This is a genomic window from Haloplanus sp. CK5-1, from assembly GCF_037201915.1.
GTDB lineage: Archaea > Halobacteriota > Halobacteria > Halobacteriales > Haloferacaceae > Haloplanus > Haloplanus salilacus.
Window position 1 is genome coordinate 349,220 of the sequence record NZ_CP147505.1, and the last position, 21,083, is coordinate 370,302.

Annotated in this window: 16 protein-coding genes; 4 read left to right on the forward strand and 12 right to left on the reverse strand. The window is 67.5% G+C overall.

All coding sequences use genetic code 11. From position 1 onward, the window contains the following. Nucleotides 1-69 precede the first annotated feature (69 nt). Nucleotides 70-1,320, forward strand: a complete 1,251-nt coding sequence (gene eno / locus NBT81_RS01760; RefSeq protein ID WP_338740617.1) for a phosphopyruvate hydratase — start codon at nucleotides 70-72, stop codon at nucleotides 1,318-1,320. Continuing rightward, nucleotides 1,317-2,672, forward strand: a complete 1,356-nt coding sequence (locus tag NBT81_RS01765) for a glycerate kinase type-2 family protein (protein WP_338740619.1) — start codon at nucleotides 1,317-1,319, stop codon at nucleotides 2,670-2,672. Before eno ends, NBT81_RS01765 begins: the two co-directional genes overlap by 4 nt. Nucleotides 2,673-2,709: 37 nt before the next feature. On the opposite strand, the gene NBT81_RS01770 is transcribed toward NBT81_RS01765, so the two are convergent. From NBT81_RS01770 to NBT81_RS01795, 6 genes are all read right to left on the reverse strand, one after another. Further along, nucleotides 2,710-3,012, reverse strand: coding sequence for a DUF6360 family protein (locus tag NBT81_RS01770; RefSeq protein ID WP_338740621.1), 303 nt, complete (start codon nucleotides 3,010-3,012; stop codon nucleotides 2,710-2,712). Then, entirely contained in the window at nucleotides 3,012-4,775 is a 1,764-nt protein-coding gene (locus NBT81_RS01775) for a ferredoxin--nitrite reductase (RefSeq protein WP_338740622.1), read from the reverse strand. Before NBT81_RS01775 ends, NBT81_RS01770 begins: the two co-directional genes overlap by 1 nt. Before the next feature lie 288 nt (nucleotides 4,776-5,063). Then, complete coding sequence (locus tag NBT81_RS01780; RefSeq protein ID WP_338740623.1) at nucleotides 5,064-5,906, reverse strand: formate/nitrite transporter family protein; 843 nt, start codon at nucleotides 5,904-5,906, stop codon at nucleotides 5,064-5,066. Nucleotides 5,907-6,235: 329 nt separating this feature from the next. Beyond that, nucleotides 6,236-6,835 (reverse strand): dolichol kinase, encoded by a 600-nt coding sequence (locus NBT81_RS01785; protein ID WP_338740625.1) that lies wholly within the window; start codon nucleotides 6,833-6,835, stop codon nucleotides 6,236-6,238. Between the two features lies 1 nt (nucleotide 6,836). Then, on the reverse strand, nucleotides 6,837-8,693 hold the full coding sequence (gene glyS / locus NBT81_RS01790; RefSeq protein WP_338740626.1) for a glycine--tRNA ligase: 1,857 nt from the start codon (nucleotides 8,691-8,693) through the stop codon (nucleotides 6,837-6,839). Continuing rightward, nucleotides 8,690-9,535: a CBS domain-containing protein gene (locus NBT81_RS01795; protein WP_338740627.1), complete on the reverse strand. Its 846-nt coding sequence runs from the start codon at nucleotides 9,533-9,535 to the stop codon at nucleotides 8,690-8,692. Before NBT81_RS01795 ends, glyS begins: the two co-directional genes overlap by 4 nt. A 98-nt stretch (nucleotides 9,536-9,633) precedes the next feature. Between NBT81_RS01795 and NBT81_RS01800 the strand changes: the two genes are divergently transcribed. Beyond that, complete coding sequence (locus NBT81_RS01800; protein ID WP_338740629.1) at nucleotides 9,634-9,798, forward strand: DUF7556 family protein; 165 nt, start codon at nucleotides 9,634-9,636, stop codon at nucleotides 9,796-9,798. Nucleotides 9,799-9,859: 61 nt separating this feature from the next. Next, entirely contained in the window at nucleotides 9,860-11,404 is a 1,545-nt protein-coding gene (locus NBT81_RS01805; protein WP_338740631.1) for a sulfatase-like hydrolase/transferase, read from the forward strand. Nucleotides 11,405-11,490: 86 nt separating this feature from the next. On the opposite strand, the gene NBT81_RS01810 is transcribed toward NBT81_RS01805, so the two are convergent. The 6 genes from NBT81_RS01810 to NBT81_RS01835 form a co-directional block, all read right to left on the reverse strand. Next, a complete protein-coding gene (locus NBT81_RS01810; protein ID WP_338740632.1) occupies nucleotides 11,491-13,092 on the reverse strand; it encodes a hypothetical protein in 1,602 nt (533 codons plus the stop codon). Nucleotides 13,093-13,236: 144 nt separating this feature from the next. Then, nucleotides 13,237-18,939 (reverse strand): LAGLIDADG family homing endonuclease, encoded by a 5,703-nt coding sequence (locus NBT81_RS01815; RefSeq protein WP_338740633.1) that lies wholly within the window; start codon nucleotides 18,937-18,939, stop codon nucleotides 13,237-13,239. Next, a complete protein-coding gene (locus tag NBT81_RS01820; protein ID WP_338740634.1) occupies nucleotides 18,936-19,352 on the reverse strand; it encodes a PPC domain-containing DNA-binding protein in 417 nt (138 codons plus the stop codon). Before NBT81_RS01820 ends, NBT81_RS01815 begins: the two co-directional genes overlap by 4 nt. A gap of 108 nt (nucleotides 19,353-19,460) precedes the next feature. After that, nucleotides 19,461-19,844 carry a NifU family protein gene (locus NBT81_RS01825; RefSeq protein ID WP_338740636.1) on the reverse strand — a complete coding sequence of 128 codons (384 nt, stop codon included), beginning with the start codon at nucleotides 19,842-19,844 and terminating at the stop codon, nucleotides 19,461-19,463. Nucleotides 19,845-19,869: 25 nt separating this feature from the next. After that, nucleotides 19,870-20,205, reverse strand: a complete 336-nt coding sequence (locus NBT81_RS01830; RefSeq protein WP_338740639.1) for a DUF5783 family protein — start codon at nucleotides 20,203-20,205, stop codon at nucleotides 19,870-19,872. 44 nt (nucleotides 20,206-20,249) lie between these two features. After that, entirely contained in the window at nucleotides 20,250-21,074 is an 825-nt protein-coding gene (locus NBT81_RS01835; protein ID WP_338740640.1) for a pyridoxal-phosphate dependent enzyme, read from the reverse strand. Nucleotides 21,075-21,083 lie beyond the last annotated feature (9 nt).

Genomic DNA, 21,083 nt, shown 5'->3' on the forward strand with positions numbered 1-21,083 from the left:
TCTGTCGAATCGATCCGCCGGATCGGTGCCGAATAATTAAATACTGGCTGGGGAAAACGGCCGTTCGTAATGGTAGAAATCAGACGCGTCGATGCCCGCGAAATACTGGACTGCCGTCTCGAGCCGACGCTCCGCGTGACGGTCGAAACGGAGTCCGGTAGTGGTCGGGCCGACGTGCCGTGTGGTCGCTCTCGGGGGGAGCACGAGGCCGTCGACCTCCGGGACGGCGACGACAGATACGACGGCCTCGGCGTCCGGACCGCGGTGTCGAACGTGACGGATACCATCGCGCCCGCGCTGACGGGGCGGGACGCGCTCGAACAGCGGGCGATCGACCGGACGCTGATCGACCTCGACGGGACGGCGGACAAGTCCGCCCTCGGCGGCAACGCGCTCACCGGCGTCTCGCTGGCCGTACTCAAGGCCGCGGCCGACAGCGTCGACCTCCCGCTCTACCGGTATATCGGCGGGGCCGACGCGGGCGTGCTCCCGATCCCGTTTTTCGACCTGATCGAAGGCGGCGAACTCGCTTCGAGCGGGCTCGCGTTCCAGGAGCACCAGGTCGTCCCCGTGGGCGCGGACTCCGTCACCGAGGCCGTGCGCATGAGCGCGGAGGTGTACTACGAACTGGGTGACCTACTCGCGGAGCGACACGGTGAGGCGTCGCGCAACGTCGGGTTCGAAGGCGGCTACACTCCCATCGACGTCACCGATCCCCGCGACGCGTTCGAACTCGAACTCGCCGCCATCGAGGAGTGCGGATACGACGACGAGTTCGTACTGGCCGCGGACGTGGCCGCGTCTCACTTCTACGACGAGGCGACGGGCACGTACGGACTGATGGATCGCCGGTTCGACCGGGACGAACTGCTCGACTTCTACGAGGAACTGACGTCGACCTACCCCGTCGTGTCGCTCGAAGACCCGCTCGACCAAGCGGATTTCGACGGGTTCGCCGAGTTGACGGAGCGACTCGACATCCAGATCATCGGTGACGACCTGTTCGTCACGAACCCCGAGCGGTTACGGACGGGGTTCGACCGAGGGGCCGCGAACGCGCTGTTGTTGAAAGTCAATCAGGTGGGGACCGTCTCGGAGGCACTCGACGCCGCGGCGGCCGCCCACCGGCACGGCTACGCGGTGCAGGTCTCCGAACGCTCGGGGCAGACGGCCGACACCTGGCTCGCGGACCTGGCCGTCGGGTTGAACGCCGGGCAGATCAAGACGGGGGTCTCCAGGAGCGAGCGGACCGAGCAGTACAACCGACTGCTGGAAATCGAGGCAGCCCACGGAGCCATCTCGTTTCCCGACGGGCTGTGACCGTGTACGAGAACGAGCGGACCCTCCGTGACCACGGGAACGCGGACGCCAGAGCCGACATGCTGGCCGTCGGGGCCCACGCCGTGCGGGCCGTCCACCCCGAGAACACCGTTCCGTCCCACGTGACGGTGGCCGAGTCGACGCTCGACGTCGACGGCGTTTCGTACGATCTCGGGGCTATCGACGACGTCTACGTGGTCGGTGCCGGAAAGGGGGCCTCTCACCTCGTCTCGACGCTCCGGACCGTCTTGGGGGGGCATCTGACCGGGGGGATCGTCGTCGACAAACACGGGCAGGGGACGCCGGTCCGGGATATCGTGCTCCGCGAGAGCGGCCACCCGATCCCCGACGACGACGGACGGCAGGCCGGCGACGCGGTGATCGAACTGGCCGAAACGGCGACGGCGGACGACCTTGTGTTCGTCTGTGTCACTGGCGGGGCGTCGGCACAACTGACCGCGCCGCCGGACGGCGTCTCGACCGCCGACCTCGCGGCGCTCACCGAGACGCTGCTCAACGCCGGGCTCCCGATCCACGAGATCAACACCGTCCGAAAACACGTCTCCGAGATCAAAGGAGGGCGGCTGACCCGACTCGTCGACCCCGCACGACTCGTCACGCTCGTCCTCGTCGACGAAGTCGCCGGCGAGCCGTGGGGACCGACCGTCGGCGACGACACGACCTTCGCGGACGCGGTGGCCGTCCTCCGACGACACGGGCTGTGGACGGACACGCCGGCCCCGATCCGGGCCCACCTCCGGCGGGGAACCGACGGCAGCGTCCCCGAGACGCCCGACCGAGACACGCTTCGGCGCGCCGACTCCCAGGTCGTCGTCCTCGGCGACGCCACCGACCTCTGCGACGCGGCCGCGGCGAAAGCCGCCGAACTGGGCTACGACACGCGGGTGCTCTCCAGCGTGCTCGAAGGCGAGAGCCGCGAAGTGGGCGTCGTCCTCGCCGGAATCGCCGCGGAGATAGCCAGACGCGACCGGCCGCTGGAACCGCCCTGCGTCCTCGTCTCCGGGGGCGAAACCACCGTGACGGTCGGTGACGACCCCGGACGCGGGGGACCGAACCAGGAACTCGCCGTCCAGTTCGCCACCCGGGTGGACGGACTGGACGGCGTCACGCTGTTCTCCCTCGGGACCGACGGGACGGACGGCCCGACGACCGTCGCCGGCGGACTCGTCGACGACGGGACCCACGAACGCGCCGCCGACCTCGGGATCGATCTGTCCGACCACGTCGCCCGCCACGACACGACGGCCCCACTGGAACGACTGGGGGACGCGGTCGTCACGGGGGCGACGGGGACGAACGTGATGGACCTCCGCCTGTTGGCCGTCCACTGACCGGGAACGGGTGCGACGGCGCAGGCGAGGTCGACGGTCATCGACCCCGCCCACCCGACACGTCCGCCCCGGCCTCCGCGTTCGCCGCCTGTCGCTCCAGGTCGGCGGCGAGCGCCCGGGCCTGGTCGGGCGGGAGCGAGACGCTGTCCGCGTGGTGGCCGACGTGGTCGACGTCCTCGCCGTCGAACTCCAGTCGGAGTCTGACGCTTCCCGGCGCGGATTCGGGGCGGTCCACGTCGACGACGGCCGCCGCGTCGTCGCTCCAGTCGGGGCCGAACATCCGTCCAGTCGCGAAGTCGAGCGTCGTGTACGCGCTCACGTCGAGTAGTCTGATCGCCATCAGTCCGACGAGACCGGCACGTCGTCGACGCCTGTCGGTGCTGGACTCTCCCCCTCCGCGAACGGGTACCACGACTGCTTGGCGTCGTCCATGTAGGGGTCCTCGTAGGTGGTTTCCTCGGGTTCGCAGAGGTCGACGATCGACTCCGTACCGAAGTCCTCGACCCACTCTCGGAACGTCTGACCCTCCTCGCGGTGGGCGGAGAACGCGCCGATCAGGTTCCGGATCGCACCCGGCACCTCGTCGGCGGGCACCCGCTGGCTGACCCACTCGACGAACTCGGGACGGGCGCCGAGGCCGCCGCCGACGCCGATGTCGAGCGCTTCGACGATATCGCCGTCCTTCTGGGCCCGCATCCCTTGGAGCCCGATGTCGGCGGTTTGGGCGTGGCCACAGTCCGCGGTACAGCCGGAGTAGTGGATCTTGACCGCCTCCACGTCGTCCGGGACGTCGACGTTCGCGTTGAGCCAGCGGAGGACCCGCGTCAAGCGCAGTTTCGTCTCCGTGAGCGCGATGCCGCAGAACTCGGTGCCGGTACACGCCATCCCGCCGCGCTCGAACGGCGTCGGTTCGGGCCGGTGGGTGTCCAGCAGGGGTTCGGCGAGTAGCGGCTCGACCGCCTCCGGCTCGACGTCCATGATCAGCGGGTTCTGCCGACGGGTGAGTCGGATCTCGCCGGAGCCGTACGCCTCGGCCACGTCGGCCAGCGCGATGGCCTCCCGTGCGGTCACCCGACCCACCGGGGTGTTCAGGCCGACGTACGTCCGGCCGTCCGGTTGGTCGTGGACGCCGACGTGGTCGACCTTCCCCGCCTCGGGCGGGCGCCCCGCGTTGTACGTGTACTCGCCGCGGAAGTTCCGCCCCGCCTCGTCGAGGTCGAAGTCGACGTACTCCTCGAGGAGGTCGCGGACCTCCTCGGTCCCGTGGTCGTCGACGAAAAAACGGCTCCGGTTCTTCTGACGGTTGTCCCGCCGGCCGTGTTCGTGGTACAGTTCGACGAAGCCCCGAACCAGCTCGTAGGCGTTCTCCGGACGGACGAACGTATCGATGCTCCGCGCGCGACGGGGTTCGCGGCTGCCGGTCCCGCCGCCGACCCGGACGTTGAAACCGGTGATCGTCTCCCCCTGGATCTCCGTCTCGGCCGGTTCCAGCCCGATGCCGTTGATCGCGTCCTGCGCACAGCCCTCCCGACACCCCGTGACGCTGATGTTGAACTTCCGTGGCATGTTGGCGAGTCCGTCGTCGCCACGCAGGTCCTCCTGCAGACGTTCCAGCAGGGGCTGGGTCTCGATCAGTTCCGCCTCGTCCTTGCCGGCGACCGGACAGCCCACGATGTTGCGCATGGTGTCGCCCCCCGACGACCGCGTCGTCACGCCCACCGACTCCAGTTTGTCCCAGATGGCCGGCACGTCCTCCAGGTTGATCCAGTGGAGCTGGATCGACTGCCGGGTCGTGAGATCGATCCACGCGTCGCCGAACTCGGGATTCTCGACCGGGCCCGTGGCGTAGTCGCGGGCCACCTCGCCGATGGCCCGGAGCTGTTCGGCGTTGAACTGGCCGTTGGCGTTCGCCAGCCGCATCATGAAGTAGGACTCCTGCCCGTCACGCTGGTGGAAGACGCCCCAGAACTTGAACCGCGAGAACCACATGTCGCGCTCGTCCTCGGGGATCGACTCCCACCCCTTCTCGGCGAACTCGAGGATCTTCTCGCGAACCTCGTCGCCGTACATCCCCTCCTTCCACGCCTCCTTCTCGTTGCTCATCGGGCCTCACTTCCGGAACCAGCCGTGTGTCCATCTTTCTCCGCCGCACATTCGGGGATTCAATATTTCTCACGGAAGAGTATCTGTTGACCGTTGCGTATAAGGATATCCGTTCACAAAACGGGTTTTATTTGTCCCTCACTCCATGCTCGTTCGGTTTATTATGGGATATACCGTGTATAAGGTTGTAATTCGTCGATCTGAAGCCGAAAGAGTGGACGATCGTAGGACGGTTCGCCGCACGATGACCACGGCCGATGGTTCGGTCGAGCCACGGAGCGCGCGCCGTCAGTCGTCGTCAGCGCTGCTGAAGGTCCCCGAGTGTGGGTTGCCGTTCGGTAGGTCGACCTTGTAGGATTCGTTGATGTACCAGTAGGCGCCCCCCATCATGACCAGGCCCGCGAAGGCGTTGCCGAGCGTGACGATTGAGATGTTGTAGGCCATACCGACCCAATCGACGGCGGCGGGGGCTGCCTGTCCGGTCGTGATCTGCAGGAAGTTCGCCAGCGAGAGAACGGTCATGTTGGCGACGCTGTGTTCGAACCCCGTCCCGGTGAACGCGAGCAGACACCACCAGATCATCACGAGTTTGGCGATGGTGTTCTCGAGCCGGAAGCTGCACCACACCGCGAGCACGACCAACCAGTTACAGAAGACGGCTTGGATGAACAGTTCCAGCGGCGAGAGCGTCATCTTCGTCTCCGCCACGGCGTAGACGAGCGTGGGATCGGAGAAGACGCCGCCCCAGGCCGCCATCGCCCCAACCAGCAGGGACCCAAAGAGGTTGCCGATCCACGACCACGTCCACACCCTTCCGAGGGCCGCCCAACTCGTCTGCCCCTCCAAGGCACCGACGCCCATGATCATCGCGTTGCCGGTGAACAGCTCGGAACCGGCGACGATCACGAGGCTGAGGGCGACGCCGAACGCTCCCGCCATCACCACGCCGCGGAGCGGCTCCAGCGGCGTTCCGACCATCGGGGTCCCCAGCGCGAAGACGAGGAGGACTGCGAGACCGATGTACGCCCCCGCCATTCCCGCGTGGATCAGGTATGCCGGGAGCCGCTTGTCGATCAGTTCGATCTGTGCCGCCGCTGCATCACCGATGTCGGCGAGTTCGTCGCCGTACATCTACTCGTCCCTCTCGTCGACCGCCGTCGGTCCCCGTGAGACGTTCGCCACGATCAGTCCCAGACTCGGTCTGACCCTCATCGATGACCAAACTTTTCTGGACGATCGTATCGACTATCTCGAAACAGGTTCCTTTTCGTTCATATACGTGCGAGAAACCGATAGTATCTTCGGCATATAATTCTATCCGTTGCAGGTTTAATTTTTTCTAAGGTACATGGACATATCAGTACGTACTGAAGATATATCAATATCATTTGAGAATAAAAGGGGGAGGGGAGATTCAGACGACGATCGGTCGATCTTCGTGCCTGATCGGGTCGTCGCCCCTACCCGCCGCTCGCCCACAGGACGACCTGGATACCCAGACACGCCACCGGGGGGATGGTGAGGTTGTCGTCGACCACGTACCCCCGGATCACGGGGGTGAAGCCGTCGGCGACCGTCGCCCCCGCGCCGCCGACGGCCGCGGCAGCGAGTGCCGTCGGGAGCGCGACGTGTCCGACGAGAACTGCGGCGGCCAGCGAGAAACAGACCGCGAACATCGTGACGAGGACGCCCGCGCGCTTGGCGCGCCCGGCCTCGTTCGACCCGAGCAAACCACTGACCGGATCGCCGATGGCCAACATCAGCATGCCGGGAACCGCGACTACCGGATCGAAGAGTAGAGCTACGCCGGTCATACTGAAGGTGTACAGCGCGTAACCGGCGACGTTGTTCCGTTCGTACTCCCGGGTGAGCGTCTCGTATATCGTCCAGTCGAGGCCGACACCGAGTCGGACCGCCTCGAGACCGGCCGCGACGACCGACGCGGCGACGAGGACGTAGCCAAGTGTCACCCAATGGGCAAGTTCGAGCAGGTACAGCGCCGGGAAGCCGACGCCGCTGGCGTGGACGGCCCGCCGTTTCAATTCGCCGCGGGCTGCCATCTCAGGACCGCGTCACGTCGGTGTCGACGGGGTCGTAGCGCTCGAGCAGTCGGTCGAAGCTCTCCCCACTCTCGAGGACGGACTCCAGCGCCGCCGCCAAGTCGTCGACCGGAACGCGGACCTGCGCCGTCGTGTCGCGGTCCCGAACCGTCACCGTCCCCGGTTCCGACTCGACGCTTTCGTGGTCGACGGTGACCGACAGGGGCGTCCCGACCTCGTCCTGCCGGCGGTACCGACGGCCGATGTTGCCCGAGTCGTCGTGGGCGACCGACAGTCCCGCCCGGCGGAGGTCGGCGACCACCTCGTCGGCCAACGCCTCCAAGGCGTCGTCGCTCACGAGGGGGAAGACGGCCACGTCGGTCGGAGCCACCTCCGGCGACAGCGAGAGGTAGGTCCGCTCCTCGCCGTCCACCTCGTCGTGCCCGTAGGCGTGTGCGATCAGCGTGTACACCGTTCGGTCGACGCCGAAAGAGGGTTCGATCACGTACGGCGTGACGTGTTCGCCCGCCTCGGTCTGCTCCTCGATCCGGAAGTTCGCCACCTCGCTCTCGACGGTCACGTCCTCGCCGTCGACCGCGACGGTCACGGTCTCGCCCTCGAACGCGTCCGGGTCGCGTTCGGCCAGGTCACGGAGGGCGTCGGCGACGTCGCCGGCCCGCCCACCGAACTCCGGGCCGAGGACGCTCATGTCGGGGTCGACGACCGCTCGCTCGACGGTTCGAGGATCGTCGTACTGCTCGAAGACGGTGAAGTCGTCGTCGCCGTGTTCGGCGTGTTTCGAGAGGTCGTAGTCACCCCGCGAGGCGAAGCCGGCGATCTCGATCCAGTCGCCGTCCGTCGGATCCTCGGGGTCGTCGGCCGCGCCGCCCACCTCGCTCTCGGCGTCCCAGCAGTCGGCGGCGTAGTGGGCGCGTTCCCCCGCGAGGTGCTGTCGGAACCGGAACCGATCCATGTCGACGCCGATCCGCTCGTACCACTCCCGGGCGACGCCCAGGTAGTACGCCACCCACTCGCTGGTGACGATCCCCTCCTCGACGGCCTCGGCGACGGTCGCCTCGACGTAGCCGCCGTCACCGGCTTCGCCGGTTGCCCGAGGGATCTCCGATCCCTCGCCGTCCTCCTGTTCGGGCGCGGGGTAGAGGCGGAGCGACACGTCCGCGACCCGCTCTAGGGGCGGGTCGTCGTCGTCGGGGTCGACGAACTGCTCCAACTCCGCCTGCGTGAACTCGCGGGTGCGGACGATCCCTTTGCGGGGGCTGATCTCGTTGCGGTAGGCGCGGCCGATCTGCGTGATCCCGAACGGGAGTGTGTTGCGGGCGTACTCTTTCAGTCGGGGGAACTCGACGAAGATGCCCTGTGCCGTCTCCGGACGGAGGAAGCCCCGCTGTCCAGATCCGGGACCGATCGCCGTCTCGAACATGAGGTTGAACTCCTCGATCGATCGGCCGGCGAGGGGTGCGCCACACGAGGGGCAGGCGACCTCGTACTCCGCGACGAGGTCCTCCACCTCCGGAATCGGCAGGCTCTCCGCTTCCTCGACGTCGCTCGCGTCCTCGATCAGGTGGTCGGCGCGGTGGCTCTCCCCACACTCGCCACACTCGACGAGCATGTCGTCGAAGCCGTCGAGGTGGCCCGACGCCTCGAAGACCGGTTCCGGGGCGATGGTCGGTGCCTCGATCTCGTCGTTGCCCTCGCGGACGGTGAAGCGGTCGCGCCACGCCGACTCGACGTTGCGCTTGAGCGCCGCCCCCTCCGGGCCGAAGGTGTAAAAGCCCGCGACCCCGCCGTAGGCCTCGTTCGCCCCGAAGAAGAATCCACGACGCTTGGCGAGTTCCGTGATGGCTCGCGCGTCGCTCATACGCCCTCCAGCAGATCGATGTCGCGGACGATGCCCGCGAGCGTCCCGCCGTCGACCAGCGGAACCTGCTCGATGTCGTTCGAGAGCAGGAGCTGAGCCACCTCCTTGGCGGTCCGGTGTCCCGACACCGTCACCAACTCCTCGGTCATGAACGTCGCGACGGGTTCGCGCGGAATCTCGACGCTTCGGGTCGGGAAGTAGCGGTTGCCGACGGCCTTGATCCCCTCCCACATCCACTCGTCGTCCTCGTTCGCGATGCTCTCCCCGGTGTCGTCCTCGCCCTCGACTACCCGTGCGACCTCGATGATGTCCACCTCGGTCACCATCCCCGTCATCCCGCCCTCGTCGTCGAGGACGACCGCGTACGGCACGTCGGCGTAGTTGATCTCGCGCTCGGCGACCGTCAGCGGCGTCTCCCGGTGGGTGGTGTTGACGTCCCGCCGCGCCAGTGTGTCGACCCGCGTGTCGCCGTCGACGTCTCCCCGAGCGATGGCCCGCACCACGTCGGTCACCGTGAGGATCCCCTCGAGTTCGTCGCCGACGACGGGCACTCGGCGCGCGCTCTCGGCGACCATCATCCGGGCCACCTCGACGAGGTCGGCGTCCGTCGTCGTCGTCGGTACATCACGCATCAACAGCGCCAGTTGATCCTCGTCGGGGTTCTCGATGAGATCGTCCCGCGAGACGAGCCCGCGGTACGTCTCGCCGCCGTCGGTCGGTTTGACGACGGGAATCGAGGAGAAGCCCCGTTCCTGCAGGTACTCGAGAGCGTCGTCCCGGGTGCCCGGAAGTTCGACCGTGACGACGTCCTCGCGGGGCGTCATCGCGTCGGCTACGTGCATGTCCCCCGTTCGGCCGTCCACCCTCTAATACTCTGCGAACACGCCGACGGGGTCATCGTATCGATGTATTTATATGAGGTTGTGAGTATCTAACACACATGGCGCCCGATGTGACGGCAGCAGGGGGGCAGTGCTCGGATGTCATGGCTTCGGTGGACGACGGTAGGGGGGCCCCTGAGTTCGTCATCGCCGACGTGTCCCGCGACGACGCGTGGGTCTCCATCGATCTTCCCGACGCCCCGACGCTCGACGACTGGCGGTAGCCGGAACCCACGGCGTTCTGGATCCGCGGGCTTTATTCACGCTACCCGCCCAGGGAGAGACATGTCCGACGCCCCCGGGAACGTCCTCTTCGTCGTCATGGACACGGTTCGGGCGGACCACCTGACACCCTACGGCTACGACCGGCCGACCACCCCCGGTCTCGCCGACTTCGCCGACGAGGCGACCGTCTTCGAGGAGGCTGTCGCTCCCGCTCCGTGGACCCTCCCCGTCCACGCCTCGCTTTTCACCGGCCTGTACCCCAGCCAACACGGTGCCGATCAGGAGAACCCCTATCTCGAAGGGGCGACCACGCTCGCCGAGACGCTCTCGGCGGCCGGCTACGACACCGCGTGTTACTCCTCGAACGCGTGGATCACGCCCTACACCCACCTCACCGACGGCTTCGAGGCCCAGGACAACTTCTTCGAGGTGATGCCCGGCGACCTGCTGTCCGGCCCGCTCGCCCGCGCGTGGAAGACGATGAACGACAGCGACCGGCTTCGTGCGGTGGCGGACAAACTCGTCTCGCTGGGCAACGTCGCCCACGAGTACCTCGCTGGTGGCGAGGGCGCCGACTCCAAGACGCCGGCAGTCGTCGACCGCACGAAGTCGTTCGTCGAGGGCTCGGAGGAGTGGTTCGCCTTCATCAACTTGATGGACGCCCACCTTCCCTACCACCCGCCCGACGAGTTCGCCGAGGAGTTCGCCCCCGGCGTCGACTCGACGGCCGTCTGCCAGAACTCGAAGGAGTACAACTCGGGCGCCCGGGACATCGACGACGACGAGTGGGACGACATCCGCGACCTGTACGACGCCGAACTCGCCCACATCGACGCCCAACTCACCCGTCTGTTCGGCTGGCTCAAAGCCGAGGGCGAGTGGGACGACACCACGGTGATCGTCGCGGCCGACCATGGTGAACTCCACGGCGAACACGGCCTCTACGGCCACGAGTTCGGGCTGTACGACCCACTGGTGAACGTCCCCCTGATGGTCAAACACCCCGACCTCGACGCCGACCGGCGGACCGACACCGTCGAACTCGTCGACCTGTACCACACCGTCCTCGACGCCGTGGACGTACCGGGTGGCGACCCCGCTGCACCGGGCGAACGCGCCGTCCCACGCGACTCCACGCGCTCCCTGCTCTCCGAGAACTACCGTGCGTTCGACGCCGCGACCGACCCCGACCCCGGACAGGCCGCCGCCCCCGACGGCGCGTACGGCTTCGTCGAGTACTCTCGGCCCGTCGTCGAACTCAAGCAACTGGAGGAGAAGGCCGCTGGCGCGGGGATCGACCTCCCCGAGGACTCGCGGTTCTACGCCCGGATGCGCGCCGCGCGACGCCCGGACGCGAAGTACGTCCGGATCGACCGGATCGACGACGAGGCCTACCACCTCGACGACGACCCCGGTGAGACGACGAACCTCGCGGGCGCGGACGACGACGCCGTCACCGCGACCGACCGCGCGCTCGCCGCCTTCGAGGACCGCGTCGGCGGCGCGTGGACCGACGCCGACGGCGCCGACGTGACCGACGACGCGGTCGACGACATGGACGAGGAGACCCAAGAGCGGTTGCGGGACCTTGGGTATCTGGAGTAGGCGTCGCCCGTGTCGGTCCCGCGGTGGGTCCTCCGTCGCCCGTCCAACCTAGCACCGATTAGCGCTCTGCGCTCGCCCGTCCGCGTTCACCTCGGCGGCCAGAGTTCGCGCAGGCGCCGGCTGTCCACCGCGTCCCGGACTCGATACCCGACAGCGACGATCACGTGGACGAAGACCACGGCTACGAGTACGAGACCGATCAAACCGGCCACCACGAGCGGCGCCGACAACTCCTGTCCTCCGTCCACGATCCCTTGCGATCCGGAATCGCTCCCGCCGTCTCCACTCTCGCCCGCGACGGGCGTCGTCGTGGCCGTCGTCGTGGCCGTCGTCGTGGCCGTCGTCGTGGCCGTCGTCGTGGCCGTCGTCGTGGCCGTCGTCGTGCTAGTCGGCGGTTCGGCCGTCCGAACCGGCGTCTCAAGTGTCGTCGACTTCCGGTAGTCGCGACCGTCGGTGTCGACCGCACGGATCACGACAGTCGTCTCGCGGCTCGCGGCGGCGACCCGTTCCCGGACGACGACCTCCTCGCTCGGTTCCCCGTCGTAGGCGGTGACCGTGTCGACCGTGGTGCCGTCGGGATCTCGCGCCTCGACGACGACTCGAGTGACGCGGCCGTCGGTGACGCTCCCTTCGACCGTGACGGCGTCACCGTCGACGCGGGTGGCCGTCTCGTCGATCGTGATCGTCGGCACGAGGTGCCCCCGATAGTCGATGGGTATCTCCTTGGTCCGGGTGTTCCCCGCCACGTCGGTCGCCACCAGCGTGATCGACTCGGTGTCCTCGTTGACCGTGGCGTCGAACTCGAACTCCGTCTCGACCCGATCTCGTGTCGGCTCCTTCGACGTCGGGTTCACCGCATCCTGCCGGTCGCCCGTGTTCTCGACCCGGTACTCCAGCGAATTCACTTTGACGTTGTCGCTGACGGTGCCCTCGACTTCGAGGCGGTCGTTCGCGGTCCGCTCGAACCGATCCACGTCGATCACCGGCCGCTGAAAGTCCTCGACCGTGACGGTTAGATCGTGGGTGCGGCGATTCCCGTGTTCGTCGGTCACCTCCACTCGGAGGTCGTTCTCCCCGAGGCCGAACAGGAGCGGCTTGGAGACGTTCTCTCCGGGGTCGTCGATGCGGTACACCGTCCGATCGCGGTTCGACCCTCCGGCGAACATCCACTCGTAGTTGCGCTCGATCCGAACCTGGCTGATTTCGCTGCGGTCGCTGAGGTCGGCCGCGAGCGTCGTGTCCGCCGTTCCGATCGTCACCTCTCCATCCGGCGGACGCCCGTCTGACTCGAACGGCGACGTGTACGTCACCAGCGGTGCCGTCGAGTCCTTCCTGACCGTCGCGGTCACTCGACGCGTGTCGCTCGCCTCGACGACGACCGACACCTCGTGTTCGCCGTCGTCGAGGTCGAGCGTGATCCGCTCGGAGAACGTCTCGGCTTCCGGTTCGAAGGACCGCCTCGTCTCCCCGTCCACTTCGATCGCCACCGACTCGATCGAGGTGTCCGCCGAGGCGTCGATTTCGACCGTCGGATCGTCGGTGACGGTGATCGTCTCTCCACCCTGTACGCCGGTTCGATCGATACGCACGTCGACGTTCGGGTCCGCGGCGACCGTCGGCACGAGTGCAGTCACGAGCGCGAGACAGAGCACTACGATCGCGACGCGACCCGTACGAGTCCCCCCCATACTCCCTCGGTATCGACCGATTACACTAAGTGTTCCGCACGACTGCGTGGAGAACACGCCGATCGCCGCCCGCCGCCGGATCGACGACGTTCCGACTCCCGATCGGGGTCGGGACGGCCCGGTGGATGGCCGATCGCCCACCCGCTACATGAAGTCGTCCAGTCGCGACGGCTTGTTCCGGTCGTTCTGGAAGACGCTCTCCAGACTCTTCTCCAACACCTCCAGCCGTTGCTTGGTGTAGGGGCGACAGCCGAACTCCTCGGCCACCTCGATGGCGGTGTCCATGTACTTGTTCACCGACCCCTCGTGGACCGTGAGGTTCACCCGCCCGCCACACTCCCGGCAGTCGCCCGAGAGCGGGGCGCGGCGGTACGTTTTGCCACAGTCCAGACACCGCGTCTTCTGGCGGGAGAAGGCCCTGAGATTGCCGATCAGGTCGGGGAGGAAGTGGTACTCGATGACCCGTTCGGCCACGTCCGTCTCGTCGACGGCCCGCAGTTTCCGCGCCAACTCCAACTGGGCGTCCATCTTCTCCATCATCGACCCCAGCGTCTTGTACGCCGAGAGGTCCGGCCCCAGCGCGATGTCGGTCGTGTCGTGGGTGTGGTCGAAGCCGTGGTACTCCGAGTCGGTCCCCAGCGACGCCTCCGCGATCTCGACGTCGACGTCTTCGGGGTCGGCCATCTCGCGGGTCGCCTCGTAGAACTCCCGGGGGTACTCCCGCACCACGTCCATGTTGTGGGCCTCGTCGTCGATCTCGGTGGGGTCGATCCGCGAGGACATGACGAGGGGGGCGTCCATCGAGTTGTGTGCGTACAGCCAGTTCGCGGTGAAGATCGGCTCGCCGCCGACCTGCAGGTCGTAGAGGTGGCCCTCGTAGTCGACCTCCTCGACGCGTTGTACCCGGAGGTACGAGAGGTCGCCGTCGACGAGCGGGCGGAGTTCGTCGAGTCGAGTCTGTGCGGTCTCCGGCAGGTCTCGGCCGTCCAGGTCCGTGACGATCTCTCGAAGCTTCTCCAAGGACACGTTCTCGCGGCGCTTGAGGTACTTCGGAATCGTCCGCTTGATTCCCTCGATCTCCATCCCGTGGAGCGCCATCAGGGCGTCCGGAACCGACACGACGAGGCTCTTCGAGTGATAGGGCTCGTCACCGTCCAGAACTCTGTGCAGCGGGTTGTCGCCCGCTCCACCGGACACCGTCACGGTGTAGAGGTCTTGCCTGTTTCCGTCGCGCTCCGTCTTGACCGAGACGTTGGCTACCAGCCCGAGTCGGAGGAGCAGGAACACGATGCCGTCCTTGACGTCCTCGCTGGTCGTGTGGAACCCGACCGTGGTGACGTTGTCGTCGGTCGAGTCGCTCCCGTCGCCCGCGATGAATCCCCGCAGGAACGCGAGGACGGTTTCACGCGGTGCCCGGAGGATGGACTCGGGGATCACCTTCTCGCTGGAGTCGTACGACTCGGCGTCGACGAACCCGAGGTCGTGGAGTACGTCCTCGAAGACCGTCGGGAATCGGAGTTCGTACGTTCGGTTCGACCACCTGATGGAGGGGTCGTGACCGAGTGCCGACTCCGCACGTGAGCGCGCACGCTCGACGATCCTTTCGTCGCTGTTGTGGATCGCCGGATAGGTGCTCGACAGCGTCCCCTCCGCGACGAACAGGCCGAGGAGCCAGGCGAACTCCTCGTCGACGTCGATCTCGCGGTCGATACCCGTCTCGGAGCCGGACCGCCCCATCGTGACGTCCCCCGGAGCGCCCTCGAATCCACCCGCGTTCAGGATACGTTCGAACCGTTCGTACCCGATCTTGCGCTTGGCGAGACGGTACGACAGCCCCCGCATGAACTCGTCGTGCGCATCGCTCCCGTGATCGGTCGACTCCCAGACGGTCCGGAGTAGGTCCTCGACGTGGTCGTCGATGAAGACGTACGGATCGTCGACGACCTCGGCGACGTCGACCGTCGTTTCGACCGGATCGACGTCGAGCTGTCGCGGTGCCAGTACGAGGTCACCCTCCTCCAGATCCTCGCCGGCAACCTCTTCGATCCCGTCGTCGTACCGGAACAGGCTGTGATCAGCGGTGATGTCGAGCGAGCGACCGAACTGCGTCTCGACGCGGAGGAGCATCTCGTCGCCGTCGGCGGGATACCGGATCGCCTTCTCGATGGGTGCGAGCGACGCTCGGTGGTCGTCGTCGAAGACGTACGTCTGCCAGCCCTCCGAGAGACACGGCTTCTTCCGGAACTTCCCGTCTCGGACCACCTCGCCGCCCAGTTCCTCCCAGAACGATTCGACGGTCATGAACCGGACGTCGCCCTCGGGCGAGACGGCGACGAGCCGCGAATCGGCGGCGACGCTCCCCCCTCGCTGGTCCGGCAGGTACTCCCGACTGAAGTTGAGGAGGCCGTCCATGAGGAGCATGACGCAGTCTTCGTCACCGTCGCACTGCGCTACGGGCAGGTCGTTCGCATAGAGCGTGTGCGTATCCGCGACGGTGAGACAGTAGGTGTGGTCGACCGCCGACCGAACGGTCCGAACCCGCGTTACTGCGTCGGTATTGGCTCTCCCACCATCGGCCGCGGCCGCCGCAGTTTCCTCGACTTCGGTCGGTGGTGCGTCGAGTGGTGGCGGCAGTTCGTCACCGGCTTCCAGTTTGCACGCTTCGATACGCTCGATACCGCCGCTCCACCGCAGCACCTCGTGATCCGGCGTAACTGTGATTTCTCGACCACTCCGGGTCTCGATTTCGACGAGGTGATCCGGCGCGTGATGTTTCGACACCGCCTCGACCGGCTTCAGCACCTGCCCACCGTCGGCGTCGATACTTGGTACGTGAACGTCGCTGTCGAGTTCCTGCACGAGCGTTCCGAAGTCGTCCGTCTCCACGGTTTCCGGGTCGAGCCTATCCTCGACCAACCGCCCGATCCGCTCGTGGTTCCACGCACCATCCTCGTCCCGATACCACACCTTCGTCTCCGGATGGAAGCAGTTCCGCCGTTTCGCCGCGTGAAAGTACGGGTGCGCGTACCCCACCGACGCCGACGTGAATCCCACCACGCGTCCCACCACCGCGGCCGAAGTGTGGGGCGCCATCCCGAAGACGAGTTCGCCCACCAGTTCCGACCGCTCCTCGACCTCGTAGAACGCCGGGAGGTCGTAGAACTCGGTCAGCAGGTCGTCGACGAAGTCCGCGGTCCGGAGCAGGTGGTCGGCCGCGCCGTCCGAGAGGACGACGTCCTGCACCTTCAGTTCGACCAGTTGGTCGTCGAACCGGAGCGGGTCGCCGTCGATATCCGTCTCGTAGCCGAGTTCCCGGAGGTCCTCGGCGGTCACGTCGAGTTCCTCGGGCCGGACCGCAGTCACCGGTAGGTCCGTCATGTCGTAGCGGACGGTGCCGTCCTTGAACGCGCTCACGCCGTGTTTGGCGCGCAGGACCCCCTTCTCCATCGGTTCGGGCGTCTTGTTCGCGGAGGTGAGTCCCTTCACACCCTTCAGTATCTCGAACGCCGCCTCGCGCTCGCCGACGGCCTCGAGGGCCTCGCGGTATCGCTCCCCGACGTCGAGGGCCCGGCGCTGTGCGCTCGTCACGTCCCGGTCACAGCGGTCGCAGTGGACCCGCCCCGACTCGTCGGGGTCGACGATCCGCCCACAGGAGCCACACTCGTAGACCGGTTCCGTATGCGTGCCACAGTCCGGACAGCGCGTCCGGTAGGTCTCTCCTCCGCAGTCGTCGCACACCCGCCGACCCACCTCGACGGAAACGACGCCCCGACCCTCGTCGGTTCGGGCGGTCGCCGCCGTCCCGACGTCGCGCTGACTCCCGCCGGCCTCGCCGATCGGAAAGAGCGTGTGGACGGCCGGCGAGAGGTCGCGACTCTCCGACTTCTCCGGACGACCCATTCGGTTGCCGATGCGGGTCGGTGCGCGCTCCCTGACCGTGAAGGGAGCGACCGCCTCGACCGCACGGATCGCGTTCTCGCCGCCGTCGTACTCGCGGGCGACCGCCGGCAAGTCGTCGGCCGACCACTCGCGGTCGAGAGCCGTCGTCACGCCGAGCGACCGGGCGAGTGGCCGCCACTCCGGGATCCGGATCCGGCCGCCACCGGCGACGTGTTCGACCAACAGACGTTCGAGGATCCGTCCGACCGAGTCGTCGATGACGAGGCTGTCGGCCGCCGGATCGTCGTTCCCCGGTGGGACGGACTGTACCCCGCCGTCCCCGACCGCACGGTCGTTCGGACGGTGTGGCTCCTCGCCGTCGCCCCCGCCGGCGACCACCTCGCCAGAGGCGACCGCCCCCGCCAGCGCCTCGAATTCGTCGACGCTCACGTCGTGCCAGAGGTAGGTGTACGCCGGGTGCAGCGGGCAGTCGAACTCCGTCGCCCACCCGAGCGCCTCCGACGGTGTCGGCTCCGCGAGGTCGACCCGAGGGTCGTCCCGGAGCGCCTGTACGTCCGCGCCGCTCGCCTCGAACTCCTGTATCCACCACTCGACGGTGTAGGAGGCGGGCGCGAGCGGGTGGTTGTTCTCGACGAACTCCCCGTAGTTGACGAGGTACTCGCCGAGGTCGATGATCTCCTCGACGCCGTTTCGGACCGCCCGTGCCTCGTCGGGATCGTCGATCCGCCGCACCTCGCCGTTCGCGAGGCGGACGGTCGGCCCCTCGATGGTGTCGACGGGGACGACGCCTGCGGCCTTCCCCGGGCGTTCGGTCTTGATCTGTGTCCCGGCCGCGAGGAAGTCGTCGACCAGGTGCATCGTCGCCGGGTGGACCCCCGCAGTCGCGAACCCGTGGTTCCGGGCGCGACCGTACCGGAGGCGAAAGCCCCCCGACTCGGAGGGGTGGCCGAACACCGGCCGACCGGCGATCAGATCGCGAAGGTACTTCCCGGAGGGATCGACCCGTGGCGGCCCCACCCGCCCGGTATCGTCGTCGCCCTCGGTCCCTTCCGCGTTAGTTTCGGTCTCCGTGTCCTCTTCGCCGGGGTCGTCTCCGCTCTCGTCCGTCCCGATCGTCCCGTCGATGAGGTCCTGGAGCCACGGCCACTCCACCTCCTCCAAGTTGCGCGTGTAGCGCTGGATCTTCGGCGCTTTCAGCGCGATGCCCTCCGCGAGGACGAGACACATCCCCCCGCGGGCGGCGTTGGTGTCGATCCGTTCCAGATCACGAAAGCCGGACACCTCCTCGTCGCCCGTCGCCTCGCCGTCCAGCATGATCGGCGCGTGTTCGGCGATGAACTTCGTCTCCTTGTCCTTCGGTGTGTACTGGAGCCCCGTCTCGTCGTCGTAGAGGCTCACCTCCTCGGCGTAGCGCTCTATCTCGTCGTCGCGGGGTTCGAACGCCTCGATGTCCAGCAGCGACCGGGCGTAGTCGGCGACGAGGACCGACAGCGCCTGTGCGGTTCCCCCCGCCGAGCGGATCGGTCCGGCGTAGTATACGTTGACGAACTCGCTGCCGTCGTCGTTCTCCAGCAGCTCGACCCGGTCGATTCCCTCGATCGGCGCGGCGACGACCCCCTCGGTCAGGAGCGCGACCGCCGTCCGGACTGCTCCCTCGACCTTGCCCGCCTTCGTGTCGTAGTCGCCGACCGTCCCCTCGACGAAGTCCGTGACCAGTTCGAGCGCCGCCTCCTCGCGGGACATCTCCCCTTCGAGGTCGCGGACCCGTTCGGCGACGCCGTCGATGCCGAGGATGTTCTCGACCCGGTCGGCCATGTCGCGTGCGACCGGAATCTCCACCTCCGGTTCGGGGTCGTCGCCCCGCGATTTTGCGCGTTCGGCCCGCTCGAACGCCTCGTCGAGACGGCGTTCGATCCCCTCGAAGTACCGCTCGTCGTCGGACGTCACGATCCGGGTGAGAACGTCTCGGTCGTCCCCGCGAACGGCGTCTCGTCCTCGAAGGCACGGAGGTAGACTCGCCCCTCGACGACCGTCGCCGCGTTGAGATACCCGCCGACCGCCTGCCCGCTCGGTCGCGAGAGGACGGCGTGTGTCCGCGCGAACGGGTCGCCGTCCGGCCGGGAGACGTCGCCGACGCAGGCGGCGACCGTCAGCGGTTCGTCGAACCGGACCGATCGGTGCTCCTCTGTCGAGGGATCGTAGTACCAGACGTCGGCGTCCCGAACGGTCCCCGTTCCGGTGAACCACGCCGACGCGACTCCCTCCGCGGCGGCGGCCTCCTCGACCGCCTCGCGCCAGTCGTCGCCGTCCTCGACGGCGACGAGATACTCCGCACTCACGGCGAGTTCACGAGCGTCCATAGACGCGACACGACCGGGGTCGGATTAAACCTTACTCGGTGCGGCCGCTCGTCGGCTGAAAAACGAAGACCGAGCCGAACTGCGGACGACTCTCGGACGACGCGCCGATCAGAACGGGGCTTGCGGGCCCTCGTCGCGGCCGTCGGCCCCGTCGTCGCTCGTCTCGCCGGGGAACGAGGGCTCCATGCCGCCGTCGCCCCCCTCGCCGCCCATCCCCTCCATGCCGGTGTCGGCGTGGACCTTCGTGATCTCGGGGATCTCTTTGACCATCCGGCTCTTGATCGCCTGGATCGTCATCGGGGAGATGCCACACCCCGAACACGCGCCGCCGAGCTGTATGCTCACCTCGCCGCTCTCCATGTCGATGTGCTGGATCGCCGCGCTCCCGCCGTGCATCTGGATCTGCGGGAAGTTGCGGCGCAGGAAGTTCGTCACGCGCTCGCGGAGTTCGTCCTCGGGGTCGTCGTCGGCGTCCTGAGCGTCGGTACTCATACGCGACGGTTGGATTCCGACGGGCTTAGGCCTTTGGTTCGTCCCCCTCGTCGAGGCCGAACACGCCCCGCAGTTCGGCCTCGATCTCCTCGACGTACCGCTCCAGCGTCGCCTCGACCTTCTCGTCCTCGACGACGATGGCCGTCACCCGATCCACCGGGTCGTCGGGGAGTTCGACCCGGAACGCGCCGTCCTCGTAGAACGGTTCCGACTCGTTGAGCACCTGCTGGTCGATGGCGTGGACGAGCTCCGAGTCGAACCGCTCGTTCATCGTCTCGAAGGCGTTCTTGTAGGCCCGCTGGAGTTCGGTGAAGTAGTTGGCGTACTTGTCCTCGAACTTCTCGGGGTCGAAGTCGGCCATGGCCGCCCGTACCCGTGGCGCGGGCAAAAGTGGGACGGTCCCGGTTAGGCGTCGAACAGGTCCGTCGAGAGGTACCGCTCGCCGGCGTCCGGGAGGACCACCACCGTCGTCTCCACGGGATGTCTCCTCGCGTAGCCCGCCGCGGCCGACAGCGCCGCCCCCGAGGAGATGCCGATCAGCAACCCCGCCTCGCGACCGAGGCGGCGGGCCGCCGTCCGCGCGTCGTCGGCCGTCACCGACCGCACCTCGTCGACCAACTCCGTCCGCAACACGTCGGGGACGAACCCCGGGCCGATCCCCTGAACGTCGTGACCGTCCGAGGACGTCGCCGAGAGCGTCGGCGAGGACTCGGGTTCGACGGCGACGGTCGTCACCGCCCCCTCCCGCTCTCCGAAGTGCTCGGCGACACCGGTGATCGTCCCGCCGGTGCCGACGCCCGCGACGACGGCGTCGTCGGCCGCCGCTAGGTCCGCGGCCCGACGGTTCGCGCCGCCCATCCCCTCCTCGGCCGGCGTCAGTTCGAGGTCGGCTCCGAGTCCGGCGAGCATCGTCCGACGCTCCTCGGACATCGACTCCGGCATCGCCAGGACGCAGTCGTACCCCCGAGCGGCCGACACCATCGCCAGTCCGATCCCCGTGTTCCCGCTCGTGGCCTCGACGACCGTCCCGCCGGGCGGGAGTTCGCCGGCCGCCTCCGCGGCGTCGGTCATCGCCCGCGCGATCCGGTCCTTGACCGAGTAGGGGTTCGCCGCCTCCACCTTCCCGAGGAGGTTCTCGGCGACGCCGTCGAGTCGAAGCAACGGCGTCTCGCCGATCAGTTCCTCGACCGAACCGACGACGTTCCGTTCCGACTGGTCCGTCGGGCTCATCGGGGAGAC